Raw genomic sequence first — 13,527 nt, forward strand, 5'->3', positions numbered from 1 at the left:
TTCAGTTTCAGTTTCATTGGAAACGAATGAAACAGGCACAAAACGCTGTCAAAATCCCCGCCTGCCAGGAAAAGAGATTTTTTCCCTTTCACCTCCACAGGCGAACGCCCTGTTCAGGCCGGTACAGTTGCGTGAAAGGCTTTGATCACCACACGCCAGTTTTCCGGGATTAGTGGCAGCGTACCAGTGCTCACCAGTGTGCTGATCAGCACACCGCGACTTGGAACACGCAAGCGAAACGTGTTTGCGTTCACAGCAAGGGTCGCACCGTAATAGCGTTTGTCACCCGTCAGTGTGATACAGGCACTGTTCTGTTTGATCACATCTCCCGGATTGAAGCCGTTGTCAGCAGCAACACACACAAACTCGAACTGGCACAAATCCGGAATATAGCCAAGAGTATGCGAAACAGACAGCGTATCAGCATTGCTGAAAGTCAACTGTTCCGTTTCAAAGACCTTCACAAGGCTCGGGTTCTGCGTGATCAGATCCACAACCGCCTTCAGTTGCGCGGCATCGACAACCTTGTCCTCGGTGCCGTTGGTGATGTCCTCATCAGACGCCAGCGTGACGATCCCCGCCGTTGTCTCGGTCGCCAGAGGAACCTTGGGGATTTCCACAGCACGTGGATCAATACCAATGGCAACAGTCGTCAGATTGGCCGTAATCAGCAGGCCATCGTCAAGACTGACTGTCACAGTGGTCAGCGCCAGGAATTCGGCACCTGTGATCACGCCGTACTTGCTCACCCCGTCATCGGACAGGCGAATGCGCTGGCCAACGCGGAACACAGCTCTTTTGTCACCCTCGACAGTGAAGGAATTCCCGCTGGCAAAGGACGGTTCGTGACCGGGATCGAAGAAACCGGCTTCATCGGCATGACAGCGTACCGCCGCCATAATCTCCTGAAATTTGTCATCCACTTCCGGTACAGAGTTCTGACCCTTGACCGGGCTCCAGTGCTTCAAACCGCTCATTTTCTACCTTCCAGAAAAAAGCCCTGCCACCGCGAGGAAAATCCGGATGACAGGGCGAATAAAAAAGAACTGCTCATAAAAAAAGCCCCGCCGCGGACTGCGACAGGGCTTCGGGATCAGGACAAACAACCTTCTGATCCGGGACCAAGAATAGTCATCACCACAGAGTCGGACAAGCTGCAAACAATGTTTTTCAAAAGACTTTTCGCACCTTTTTTCCTGTTCTCGCGCCTGTCCTGCCGCTCGCCCTGCGCTCAAGACGACTGACGCCGCAGGCTGCATAAATGCCAAGGCGATCGAACCTGTGCCGATTGCAAAAAGCTATCCGGTGCGTCCATTGCGCCATTGAACCATCCCTGTCCGCAAGGCGACCATCCGAGCAGAATCACTGCCGAGGGTTTTGACATGCCGCCTTTCCTCCCGCTCACCTTTCCAGTGGATGGGACAGCTTTTTGCAAACAGCTCTTTTCCGACTGTCAGACAGCCTGAAGCGCACTGCAAACAGGCCCCCCACCGGCACTGTTCCGGCGAGGGTTTCCTGTCAGGAGATCATGTGAGGAGCAAACAGCTCCTCGCAATCTCCAGAGCGGGATCGAAGGAAATCCCGTTTCACTTCGGTGCCCGGCACTCCTGCATGATGCCAGCCCCCGCTCTCCTGCAGTCCGGACCTCTTCTGTCACACGTCTGTTGCCTGCTGCGGCTGCGCCCTCAACCCAGCCCCCAGAACTCGGCGAGTTCGTCGAGGGCGCGGTTGAGCGCGGATCTTTCCAGTTCTCCTGGCATGTCATCACGGGCGCAGACATTGCACAGCAGGCGGGTTGAGGCTTTGGGCAGGGAAAAGAGGATCGATTTCAGGTGTGCATCCCATGCAGCCTCCTGATCGCTCAGTTCCTGATGGCTGCCTGTCTTCCTGCTGCCGCGTGCAATGGGGGAATAGCGCCCCACCCCGGCCGAGGGATGAACCAGCAGGTGCAGCTCCGCAAAGGCCAGACCGGCCTGATGACGGCGTCCGGCATCGGGTTCGTCGCCCAGCACGCCGGCGTGGTAGAGGCGATCAATGGCCCGTGGTGCAATGGCCCGCAGGCCCGCTCCTGTCACCACGCCGCTTTCGTTCTGGCGCAGCTCCTCAACCATGTCACCTCTGGCCTGTCGTTCAATAGTACCGTAATCGGACATTCCAACCCTCATTCCTGTTTTGTCTTTTTGGTGTTTTCCTGCATCTGGTGCGGCGTTGACGGCCGCAGTCTTCAGTCTGTCTTTCCGGCACCTCCTGTGGTGGTCCTGCTGTTGGTTCTGCTGCTGTCTGTCTGCCGGAACGGAGGGCTGCCGGCTTTCTGTTCTCCCTGCTCCCGTTCCTGCCTGTCGAGCCGGATCAGCTCCATCACCGGCAGTTCTCCGAACCGTTTGCGCAGGCGCTCCATGCGGATTTTGCGTTTTTCGCAAGCCTCCTCCCTTTGCTGCTCCCCGATGCGTTTGTCCTGTGCCGCCCTGTGTTTGCGGGCCAGCCACAGGGCGGCTGTGCGGCGTTTGAGCAGGCGGGCGGCAACCTCCTCCACATCGGCGCGATGGGGCAGGAACTTGCGGGTGCGGGTGACCTCGTCGACCACCTGCTCGGCCAGATCGGGAGGCAGGGCGCGAAAGGCCTTTGCCAGAGCCCGTACAAAGCTGTCAGGCATGCCCCCGGCGAACTCCCTGGGCGGGCGGTAGCTGTCGATCAGCAGGCGGGCGAAGACCAGTCCTCCAGCATCGCCACAGGGCTGCAGAGCCTGCTCCAGCTCGGCAATGACCTGATCGCAGTCTTCACGCGGGATCAGTGGCAAACCGGACGGCAACGGCTGGCCAAAGCTGGCGCGGGAGAAAAGCTCCTCACTCAGCAGGGCCTTGTGCCGGGCCGCAGTCGGTGTTCTGGGGCGACCGCCCGAACGCCTGGTCAGTGCAGAACCGGACAGCTCCTGCCCCCTGCCGCCAGCCCCGGATGGGAATAAAGCCCCTCCGGAAACAGCGGAGTCAGAATCAGCACCCGAGAAATCAACACCTGAAGAACCGGCACCTGAAGGACTCGCACCTGAAGGACGGGCACACGAAAAACCGGCAGAGGCAGAAGGTGCAAAGCCGGAACGGGCAGCCGAAGAACAGCCCCTGCTCTCCCCCTCTTCGGAAGCAACAGCGCCCGTGTGAGCGGGCAAAGCCGCTGCTGGCGATCCGAAGCCGCGCTGTTTCCAGTCTCCACGATGACTGTCAGACCTCGATGGCCCCTGTTCAAGCGGACGCTTCACAATCCTCTCCCTTCTGCGATGTCGCGGGCCACACGGTGAAAGGCGTCATCCATCGCCTGTGGCGTAGCGTCACGGATTTCGGCAACAGTGGTGTCATCATAGGCTCCCTCCCGGATTTTCAGGGCGTTGGAACGCTTGGCCACAAAGTCGATCGTGGCACGGAAGCCCCCCTTGCTGCCGTTGAGGAAACTGCTGCGCTCCACGCGTTCCAGCAGGTCAGCCCAGCCGGACAAGCCCCCCGGTTCCTCCAGCCGCGCCCGGATCGCAGCACGCCGTGCGCCTGTGACCTCCAGCGGCACCGGAAGCCTGCGCCCCCTTCCCCGGGCATGCCCCTTCCCGCCCTGATCCGGCAGGTCCTGACCTTGACGGCCCTGCCCCCGGCAACCACGCCCCTGTCCACCATTGACCCGGGCGGCCATCTCGCACCAGAGCCTCACGGCCTCTTCAACCCGGTCTTCCGAAACAGGACTCCTCCCTCCTTCTTGTTTGTTCTTGTCCTTCTCCCTAGTGGTTGAAAGCTGGTGAAGCTCTGGCGGGCTGCTGGTCATCGGCTGGTCATCGCTCCGGTTCAGGGCAAGGCCCTCCTGATGGTTATCTGACAGGTCAGATTGCTGCCCGTCGGGAGTATTACCCTGGTTATCAAAGCGGTTGCGGGAACCGCAGAGCAAACCATCCGAGCAGTTGTGCGGATGATCCGCATCCCTGTCTGCTGTGCACTTCGCAACGGACAAGCGACTGTGCTCTTCACCCTGCGCGTCAGAAGATGAATTTGCGGGGGCGGAGGGTGATGCCTCCGGCAGCCCCTGCCCGGGTTCCCGCGCCATTTGCGCCCCCTGGTATTCCGCATACTTCACGATGGTGATCACGCTGAACTGGCTGGTGCTTTCAACGGTGATCTCGTTGGTGGACTGCAGGTTGCGCAGGGCCGTGCGGATATTCTGTTCGGACATGCCGGTTTCCACAGACAGCCTTTTGCGTCCGGTGATGGTTTGTCCGGCTCGCACCACGCGCCCCTGCCAGCGGCCGTCCCTGAAGTTCACTCTCAGCAGCAGATGGATGAAAAGCCGCATGGTGTTGGGTTCCGTGTACCACTCCCACTCCATCACCTTGCGGCGCAGTTTGATAAAGCCCTCGTTCACCATTCGATCCCCATCATGTCTGCGCCGACCATGCGGTTCAGTTGGGAGCAAGGCTCACAGATCCGGTTGCCGACCCATTCGCTCATGAAATCCTCCTGGCAGCGCAGGCACTTGCGTTTTTTGCGTTCCGGCTGGCTGTCCTTTTCATCGTTGCGCAGGATTTTACGCACCTGGTCCAGCGGAATGCGCGCGCGAAAGGACACATTCTTTTCCCGTCCACGCTTGAGCGGTTTGTCGCTTTCGATCAGTCCGAGGGACAGAAGCTGGGACAGATAGAGCTTTGCCGTGCGTTCGGTGCGACCGATCAGTTCCAGAAAGGCCTCGCGATGGATCCAGTCTTTCCTGTCGTGTGCTTCCCTGTAGATGTCATAAAGTGCGGGTTGCAGAGCAATCATGGATGCCCCCTCCTTGTGTGTTTGCCTGTTTGTCTTCTGTGCTGCCCTGCAATCGAAGGATCACGGAGCAACGGGTTTTCTTTCGGATCAGTCCCCGGCAAAGCGACAGGACGGCAGCTTCCCGGCCTGCATCAGGCCGCAGCTCTCCCTTCGCCAAAACACGGGGTTCTGATCGTTTTTTCTGCGGTTGCGGGAACCGCAGAGCGAACTAAACCGAGCGGTTGCGGGAACCGCAGAGCAAACCGGGCAAGCCGGTTGCCGGAGCGACAGAGCCAAAGGAAACGTCTGTAGCCCCGAGGTTCCTGCTCCTGAACCCACCCTCTGAGTGCGCTCTGTCCTGCGTCAGCAAGATTTCAGAGCGTGCCCTTCACAGCGCCTGCTCCATCAGCCAGGCCCGAAGTGTTCCGCTGTTCCATCGATGCCTGCGTTTTAAAAATATGTTTATGATTTGTTCTCAATGAGGTTAAAAAAATATCCTTGATGGCAAGAGCAACCGGGATCATGAAATCAACGTCTGATGACCCGCGGTTGCGGGAACCGCAGAACCTGATGAACGAGCGGTTGCGGGAACCGCAGAGTATTTGACCGAGCGGTTGCGGGAACCGCAGAGCAAACCAAACCGAGCGGTTGCGTGGTGCGCAGAGCGAACTGTTCATACGATTAGACTGTGTGCAGAGCAGACTGAACCCGCGGGTTCAGAAACCCCAGAGCGAATAAACCGGGTGATTGCAACAAGCACAGAGCGATTTGTCAGGGTCTTGACACCATGCACCGGATCAAAAGACTCAGCCGTTGTTCGCCTGATGCAACCGGTCCTGAACGGCGTCATGCCTTTCCAAGGGTTTGTCTGTAGATTTCAATCAGTTCGTCCCGTTCGATGCGCTTTTGATCATCGCGTCTGCGCAGGGCAATCATCCTGCGGATCACAGTCGTATCGAACCCCAGAACCCTGGCATCGGAACAGACCTCCTGCATATCGCCTGCAATGGTTTTACGCTCGTCTTCCAGACGTTTGATCCGCTCGATATAACCGTGGAGTTTTTCCCCAGCGGTTGCGGGAACCGCAGAGCGAACCGAAACAGCGGTTGCGCCATGCGCAGAGCCTGATGAACAAGCGGTTGCGGGAACCGCAGAGCGAACCGAAACAGCGGTTGCGCCATGCGCAGAGCCAACGGAACAAGCGGTTGCGGGAACCGCAGAGCCTGATGAACAAGCGGTTGCGCTTTGATCGGAGCCTGAAGCGACTTTGGGTGTAGCAGAAACAGAACCCGAAGCAGGCTGTCTTGCAGTCCCGTCACGGCCTGTGATGGTTATCAAAACCGGCGGGCTGTCCGGTTCAGGGGCGGAAAAATCCTCCTGCAGGGCAGCGGAAGAGCCGTTGCGGGGAAGCACTTCTGTGACAGGCTGTTCAGCAGCTGGACTGGAAGCCATAAAGGGATGGTTTAAAAAGCTTTTTTCTGCAACTTCACTTTGCTTTTCATGGTACTGGCCTGTCATTGTCGCACTCTCTTTCTGGCCCTGTACCAGGCCTCAAAATGAAGATCACGTTCTGCATGGTTCCACCACCAGCGGGGCAGCGTGTCATACCGCAATTCCATTTCCGTCACCCACTGTCGACGGGCACGGACAAGCTGTTCTGTCATGCGTGTAACGCCCTTTCTCTCTGCCTCCGGCAGCCGCCATGCCAGCCCTGCCGGGGTGTGTCTCCGGCAGCCGCCACGCCAGCCCTGCCGGGATGCATCTCCGACAGTCATTACAATGGCTCTGCCAAACGGTCTCTCCGGTCCCGCCTTATCGGCTTTCCGGAGTGCATCCTGCAGCAGTTCGTCGGCTCTGCCGGTTCTGGTGAGACCGGTGGTGCGCATACAGGCACCGCCGGATTGCAGCTTCGGTCACCGGCCTTTCGCAAACCTGATCCGAAGCAGATGCCGACGGGCAACCACACCAGTCCATCGGGCTTTGACACTGTTTGTATGACGGGCTTTTCAGCCCTGACGTTCAGTTTCAGTCAACAGGAGAACACCACCGGAAATCACCCTGTCCGGTGTGGGTCGCCTGAAGTTGTATGGCATCTGTCCCGGTTCCTTTTTCCGATTCCGGGGCGGCTTTTGCGCTGTCCTGCACCGGTTATAACCACCGGTTATCAGGAACAGTTTTAAAATAACTTCAGTTATAATAACCGTCAATAACTTTATTTAGTTTTTTTTCGATAACTTTTGTTATAAATTGTTCCCATGACAAAGCTATCGACCAACATGCAACGCCGCCTGAAAGACCTCGGCATGACCCAGCGGGAGCTGGCTGATCTCGCCGGTTTATCCCAGGTGATGATCCACAAGCTGCTCAGTGGAAAGACGCGCGAAACCCGCAAGATTGTGGAGATCGCCAAGGCGCTGAACTGTGATCCCGACTGGCTGCAAAACGGGGAGCAGGATGACTTTACCCCCGGCAATGTGCACGATTTCAAGCGTGCGGGGAAAAAGGATCTTTCCATGCTGGATCACCTGCCCCTGACCCGCGCCAGCAATGTCGAGCCTCTCCGCCCCAAGGAGAAGGGAAAGGCCACAGGCACCAAAGCCGGAACCCGCAAGGAGACCCCGCGCGCGACCTCAGCCGGGGAAGAGCACATCGCCCAGATGCTCGAAGACACGACCCCCGTGGTCGAGATTGACGTCAAGGCCGGAATGGGTGGTGGTGGTCTGGCGGGCGAGACGGCTGTAACCGACGAGAACGGCAACAGCCTGATCGCCGATGATGTTCGCGGCTCCTGGGGCATTCCCTCCGCTTTCCTGCGTGCAGAGCTGCATGTTTCCCCTGCACAGGTGCGTATTATCGAAGTCCAGGGTGATTCCATGGAACCCACCCTGCGCTCGGGCGACCGGGTGATGGTCGATCTCAGCGACAAGCGCCCCACTCCACCGGGGGTCTTTGCGATCTGGGACGGTTTTGGTCTGGTGGTCAAGCGGCTGGAGTTCATCCCGAACACGGAACCGGCCACCTTCCGCATCAAGAGCGACAATCCCCTGCACGACAGCTACGAGCGCGCCATCGACGAAATCAACATCGTTGGCCGCGTCGTCTGGTACGGGCGACGGTTGTAACAAAGCAGCCATCCGGTACGGAAGCATTTGCAATCAGAGGCCATCGCGACAGCCCTCACGCGTCATGTGACGAAATCGGACCCGGACCGGTCAGGATCACCCCTGTCCCAACACATCAACCCGTGAACAGCAGTGATCACGACTGCCTCACTTCTGTCAACGCCCGGTTCTCAGAAAAGCATTGTTCGGCTCTGACTTTGTTCCCAGTCAAAGCCGGAACAAAGGACAGATCCGCAGAACCGGTTCACAAGAAGCGCACCTGATCCTCATCTGTCGCAAAGGACCGACGGATCCAAACCGGACTTGTAACGGCAATCCGGCCCGGACACTGTCTTTCAACAAAAGCCGAAACAACGGAACAAAGACTTGCACAGGTGCCTTATAGGCCCTGCGTCTGATCCGGCAATAACCAGCAACAAAGAGTCTCCCGGATCTGGCGCTCTGTTCGTAACCCTTGCGGCCTCCGGAAAACAGAAACTGAAACACAACACAGCAAACATCTCCCTTCACAGCACAACACCGCACCAATCCGGTTGCGGCGTTTTCTGTGTTTTTTCTTTGAACCCTCCCAGCATGACCCGCGACTGACGCAGTGGAAAGGCGGTGTGGGGGCATCGCTTGGGACTTTCCGTTTTGATACCCGGGGCAACAACAGCCCCGAGCCAACACGCAAAGAAAGATGCAGAAAATGCCTGATGCGATCGGCCTTTTGTCCACCCTGTTTCCCCCGCACCCTGCGGAACTGTCCCTGACGGCAGATCACCTGCAGGGCCTTTTTCTGAACGCATTCCAGCCCGGCAACCTGCTGTCCACCCTGACATTGACCGGCAGTCTTGCCCTTGGTTCTGCGCCCCTCTCTGCCAGGGAGCTGTCGGACACGGTTACAGAGCTCGCGCAGAACGACAGGGTGATGCAGAGCCTGCTGGAGGCCACACCCGATCTGGAACAGCAGTTGCAAGAAAGGCTTCAGCGCGATCTCTCCGGCTTTTCCGGCACGGCAGAAGAACGCCATCAAAGGGCAGGACAGATTGCCCGGCGCCTGATGGTCTGCCCCTGGTTCGCCGCGTTTTTCAGGGCACCGAACTTCCAGATTTTCGAACTGATGCACCACGAAACCGGGCTGCTCAAAAGCCTGCAGGATAAACCGCAGGCCTGTCACAGCTTTGCCCGCTCGCGCTTTCGCTCCCACCTTTGGGCCGGCGCCAGTGCAACCCAGCGTGACGGTCTCTCCCGCTTCAGGTGTGACGTGATCGAAGGGGCGCGCAAAAGCCCGAGCGCTTTCACACCTCCGTCCAGTCCTGCGGATTACTGGCCGCTGATCATGCAGGGTTACATGCAGTCCGGGCACAATCCCCTGCATTACATCAAGGCCCACAGCACGCGCAAAAGCGCGCTGACAGAACGTTGCCGCACAGCGCTGGAATTCATGGAATCCCTTCTGGCGCTGGGGCCCGAGGTTGCGCCCTTTGCCTACAAATCCGTTGTCTACACCACAGACGACGCCGTGCGCATGGAGCTCGGTCAATAAGGCCACATGGGGTGGATGTGGCAATGCCCCAACGTTGCGCATCCGCTCTGCCCGAGGCTCGATTGAATACGATCTCCAGGCAGAAGAAGCGCCGGCAGTTGGCTCCTCCCGGCGCTTCTTCACCTTCCCGCTGTCCTGCGGATCCCGTGAGCGACAAACGTGACATTTGTTGATTTCTCAAGGACAGCGGGGCTGCGATCCCGCCCCCAAAAAACTTCGTCTCTTCTGTTTCTTTCTGCCGAAAACCAGCGACAAAGCCCCGAAAAAAAACGAAAAGAGGAACAGCCTCCTGCTCCGGCAGCCCGACACCGGATCATGTGGCAGCTTTCCGGTCTGTGTTCTTTTGTTCAGAAATGAAAACGATCACCTTCGCGTCAAACCGGAATTCATAGCAGCAACAGCTCGTGGCAACGCCCCGCAGGAAGATGGCAACAGCCCTCCGGCCCCGACGCCTGTCAGGACCGGAGAGATGCCGCAAGCCCGCCCTCAAAGGCAGGCTCTTCCCCCAATACCGCACACAGGCACAGACAAAGACGTTGAACGGACCGGTGTTCCCGCAGGATGGTCCCGGTCACTCTGTCCGGAATGTCTTCCGGTTCCCTGTTTCCTCCCGGACTGAACAGCTTTTTCAGCGGCTTTCCCTTACGCGTCAGGCCGCTTGTCTTCTGCAGCCTTTCGCCTGAATTTTCAGAAAGCACTTCTGACAGTCCCGGTTTCACTCCCCGGCTTCAATCCCCAACTTCAATCCCCAACTTCAATCGAGGAGGACGCTATCACAAAAGCGACAGATCCGGTAACAAAATTTCAGAAAAACACAACCTTAAGACGTGAAATTTCAACTCATTCCCCGTCAGAATTACAATCTTTTCAAAAGGATAAAGCAGCCCTTTTTTAAGAACCATCAAAACAGGTGCAGCCTTTCAAAGGTCCTGCCCCAATGCCTTCTTCCTCGAATAAGCCGGACAAAAGCACCACAGCCTAGCCTTCCTGCGCGCATTCCGCGACACCTGCTCGACTGCCCTGAGGGCGCAGAAATCCATACGGCCTCCGGACAAAGCCCTGCTCTCCGGCTCTGTCTTACGCCCCCAGCAGGTGGTCGGTCAGGGCGGCAAGGTCGGGAACAACAATGTCCGGTTCCGAAGCCAGGGGATAGAGCATCGCGCCCGGACGCTGCAGGAAAGCGGTGCGCAGGCCTGCGCGTGCTGCACCCTTCAAATCCCAGGCGTGCGAGGCCACCATCATCACATCACCCGGCTGCTCCCCCACCACAGAGAGACCATGGGCGTAGGTTCGCGCATCGGGTTTGAAAGCTCCGGCCTCCTCTGTACTGATCCGGCGCTCGAAAAAAGCGCTCATGCCGGCAAAATCAAACTGGTCGGCCAGAACCTCTGCCGGGGAATTGGCCAGACAGGTGATGCGGACACCCGCCGCCTTCAACCGCTGCAGGGACGGCAGGACATCCGGATGCGGCGGAAGTCTGCGAAAGGGCTCCTGCACCGCGCTCCGGGCCTCCTGCAGACTGAGGGAAAGGCCCTGCTTTTGCGCCAGCATGCACAGGACTGCCACGCCGATCTCGTCAAAACCACTGTAGTCCTCACAGAGGGTATCAACCAGCGAGTACTGCAACAGCGTGGTAAACCACAGCGGCAGCAAATCAGGCCGATCGCCCAGCGCGGCCCCCACCGAAGCCTTGAGCGGTGTCAGATCCAGCAGGGTCTCGTTCACATCAAAAAAAATCACCTTCGGTTTGTCCGGCTTTGCACTCACGGTCTTTTTCCTTTCCTGATCAACCTTGCCTGTCATTAAGCGGGAGATCGCAGGGAAATTCAATTCACGTGATGAAAAAGCCCCCGAATGCGGGCTCTGAGCCAGCGATGGCGGGCCGAGACCCTGTTGCGCGTGTGCCAGATCTGGGCAATGGAAAAGGCCGGGATGTCAACGGGCGCTGCAACGCTTTCGAAGCCGGCAAAAACAGTGTTGGTCAGGCGCGAGGGCATGGTCGCAATCATCTCTGTCCCGCGCATCAGCCCCGCAAGCATTGAGAAACTGGGGCAGACAAGTCCGATCCGGCGGCTTTTGCCCTGCTTCTCCAGCAGCCTGTCGATCTCTGTTCTGGGGTTCTGTCCCGAAAACATAACAGCGTGAACGGCCGCGCAATAGCTCTCCGGATTGTCCGGCACGTCCTTTCTGTTCCCGGAGTAGACACAGACCTGGTGATCCTCGAAGAGCACCTGCTGCGCCAGATCGGAATAGTCTCCCGAAAGACGGGGGGCGAGAACCAGATCAGCCAGACCGTCGCGCAAAAGGGGGATCCAGTCATTGCGGCCATTCGAGCGCAGAATATGAAGCTGCACGCCGGGGGCTTCCCGCTGCAGGATTTCCAGCAGGGGGCCGAGGATGGTTTCCACCTCGAAATCGTTCGCCGCGATTTTGAAAGCCCCCTGATCCGTCAGCGGATCATAGCTGTCGGCCTCTGCAAAGCTGTCAATACCGGTCAGCAGTTCGCGCGCCTGCAGCAAAAGCCGCTCTGCCCTCTCGGTCGGAACAATTCCGCGACCGGATCGCACAAAGAGCGGGTCTCCCGTGATGCGTCGCAGCCGTTCCAGCCCGTGACTGGCAGAGGACTGGTTGATCCCCAGATGTCGCGCCGCGCCGGAGACCGAGCCGGTGTCACAGATCAGGACAAAGAGTTTCAGCAGGTGACCATCGAGTGATAAATTATCAGTTTTGTGCATGGGTTATACCAATATCACCATATTTATCGATTGATCAAGGCGCTCTATAGTCCGGTTCACAGTTCCTTCTTCTGATCAACGAGGTATGACAATGAAGTTCCTGCGCACCACTTTTCTGGCGATCATGGCAAGCGCCCTGTTCGCCCTGTCACCCGCTGCGGCCGGCGAAAAGCTGACGCTGCAAACCTTTAACCCCGGCGAAAAAAGCCTTTTTCCTGTTGCCTCCACACTGGTGACCGGCCCGACCGAGGCGCTGCTGATTGATGCCCAGTTCCAGCGGGACGATGCACAGGCTGTGCTGCAGATGATCCGCGACAGTGGCAAGGCGCTCAAAACGATCTACATCAGCCACGGCGACCCCGATTTCTACTTTGGTCTGGATGTGATTCTTGCGGCCTATCCCGAGGCCCGGGTGGTGGCCAGCCCGACCACAGTCGAACACATCGAAAAAACCGTGGAGCGCAAGCTGTCCTACTGGGGTCCCATTCTGGGAGACAACGCACCAACCCGGACCATTGTTCCGGAGGTCATCACCACAGACCGTTTCACAGTGGATGGCGAGGAACTGCGGATTGTCGGCCTGGACGGGCATGATCCCCGGCACAGTTTTGTCTGGGTTCCCTCGGCCGGGACTGTTGTTGGCGGTGTCCTGCTTTACGAAGGCGTTCACGTCTGGATGGCAGATGCACAAACACAGGAAGCCCGCAACAACTGGCGCCAGTCGCTGGATGCCATTCTGGCTCTCTCTCCGGAGCGGATCATTCCCGGACACGTGATTGGTTCCAGCAGTGAAACCGCAGAAATCGTCGCCTTTACCCGTGACTATATCGGGAACTTTGAAAAGGCCGCGGCCTCTGCGCAGACCTCGGAGGAGCTGGTCAGCACCATGACAGGCCTCTATCCCGATTTCACAAATCTCGAGGACCTCAAGCTGAGCGCCAAAGTTGCGACAGGGGAAATGAGCTGGCCCTGAGCCCTCCTGTTCCGAAATCCTTTGCAAAGTGGCGGAAGACCTGCTCTTCCGCCACTTTTTTCTTACGGCTCCCGTCAACTCCCCCGAATTCTCCTGCCCCTGGCCTGCTCATCTGCCCCTCTGCCCGTCTGATCATCTGTCTACCCACCTGCCATCCGGAAAGCCCCTGGGCCTTCCGGGATCAGGAGGCCACCGCCTCATCCGGTTCGTCGCCACGCAAGCCCACAGCAGCTCCGAAGCCCTTCAGAAGCAGCCCATCCCCGCTTTATTCCCGCTCTTCGGCTTTGGGTTCCCGATGCAAATGAAATCGTGATGTAACCAAAAACACCCTTTCGGGTAATCGCAGGGAAACAGAATTTTGAGTTTATAAAGGCGGTTGAGGGGTCCGCTCACATTATCAATT

General features: G+C 58.2%; 12 protein-coding genes. 3 read left to right on the forward strand and 9 right to left on the reverse strand.

The window, feature by feature from the left end:
• Nucleotides 1–113 precede the first annotated feature (113 nt).
• From AAAH10_RS06465 to AAAH10_RS06495, 7 genes are all read right to left on the reverse strand, one after another.
• Complete coding sequence (locus AAAH10_RS06465) at nt 114–977, reverse strand: hypothetical protein (RefSeq protein ID WP_343561761.1); 864 nt, start codon at nt 975–977, stop codon at nt 114–116.
• Nucleotides 978–1,685: 708 nt separating this feature from the next.
• A complete protein-coding gene (locus AAAH10_RS06470; RefSeq protein ID WP_343561763.1) occupies nt 1,686–2,153 on the reverse strand; it encodes a hypothetical protein in 468 nt (155 codons plus the stop codon).
• Between the two features lie 71 nt (nt 2,154–2,224).
• Nucleotides 2,225–3,253 (reverse strand): hypothetical protein, encoded by a 1,029-nt coding sequence (locus AAAH10_RS06475; protein WP_343561765.1) that lies wholly within the window; start codon nt 3,251–3,253, stop codon nt 2,225–2,227.
• Nucleotides 3,250–4,443: a hypothetical protein gene (locus AAAH10_RS06480; RefSeq protein WP_343561767.1), complete on the reverse strand. Its 1,194-nt coding sequence runs from the start codon at nt 4,441–4,443 to the stop codon at nt 3,250–3,252. Before AAAH10_RS06480 ends, AAAH10_RS06475 begins: the two co-directional genes overlap by 4 nt.
• Complete coding sequence (locus AAAH10_RS06485) at nt 4,389–4,787, reverse strand: hypothetical protein (protein WP_343561769.1); 399 nt, start codon at nt 4,785–4,787, stop codon at nt 4,389–4,391. Before AAAH10_RS06485 ends, AAAH10_RS06480 begins: the two co-directional genes overlap by 55 nt.
• A gap of 825 nt (nt 4,788–5,612) precedes the next feature.
• Nucleotides 5,613–6,284 carry a DUF2312 domain-containing protein gene (locus AAAH10_RS06490; protein ID WP_343561771.1) on the reverse strand — a complete coding sequence of 224 codons (672 nt, stop codon included), beginning with the start codon at nt 6,282–6,284 and terminating at the stop codon, nt 5,613–5,615.
• On the reverse strand, nt 6,281–6,652 hold the full coding sequence (locus AAAH10_RS06495) for a hypothetical protein (RefSeq protein WP_343561773.1): 372 nt from the start codon (nt 6,650–6,652) through the stop codon (nt 6,281–6,283). The genes AAAH10_RS06490 and AAAH10_RS06495 overlap by 4 nt, the downstream gene beginning before the upstream one ends.
• 369 nt (nt 6,653–7,021) lie before the next feature.
• On the opposite strand from AAAH10_RS06495, the gene AAAH10_RS06500 reads away from it, so the two are divergent.
• Entirely contained in the window at nt 7,022–7,888 is an 867-nt protein-coding gene (locus tag AAAH10_RS06500; protein ID WP_343561775.1) for an XRE family transcriptional regulator, read from the forward strand.
• 688 nt (nt 7,889–8,576) lie between these two features.
• Entirely contained in the window at nt 8,577–9,416 is an 840-nt protein-coding gene (locus AAAH10_RS06505; protein ID WP_343561777.1) for a hypothetical protein, read from the forward strand.
• A gap of 1,077 nt (nt 9,417–10,493) precedes the next feature.
• Here AAAH10_RS06505 and AAAH10_RS06510 read toward each other — a convergent pair.
• Together AAAH10_RS06510 and AAAH10_RS06515 are read right to left on the reverse strand one after the other, a co-directional pair.
• The gene (locus tag AAAH10_RS06510) at nt 10,494–11,183 is read right to left on the reverse strand and encodes a haloacid dehalogenase type II (RefSeq protein ID WP_343561779.1); all 690 of its coding nucleotides are present in this window, start codon (nt 11,181–11,183) and stop codon (nt 10,494–10,496) included.
• Nucleotides 11,184–11,242: 59 nt separating this feature from the next.
• On the reverse strand, nt 11,243–12,151 hold the full coding sequence (locus AAAH10_RS06515; protein WP_343561781.1) for a LysR family transcriptional regulator: 909 nt from the start codon (nt 12,149–12,151) through the stop codon (nt 11,243–11,245).
• 85 nt (nt 12,152–12,236) lie between these two features.
• Between AAAH10_RS06515 and AAAH10_RS06520 the strand changes: the two genes are divergently transcribed.
• Entirely contained in the window at nt 12,237–13,124 is an 888-nt protein-coding gene (locus tag AAAH10_RS06520) for an MBL fold metallo-hydrolase (protein WP_343561783.1), read from the forward strand.
• Nucleotides 13,125–13,527: the final 403 nt, after the last annotated feature.

Source organism: Carbonatibacter coralli (genome assembly GCF_039592655.1).
Lineage (GTDB): Bacteria > Pseudomonadota > Alphaproteobacteria > Kiloniellales > Kiloniellaceae > Carbonatibacter > Carbonatibacter coralli.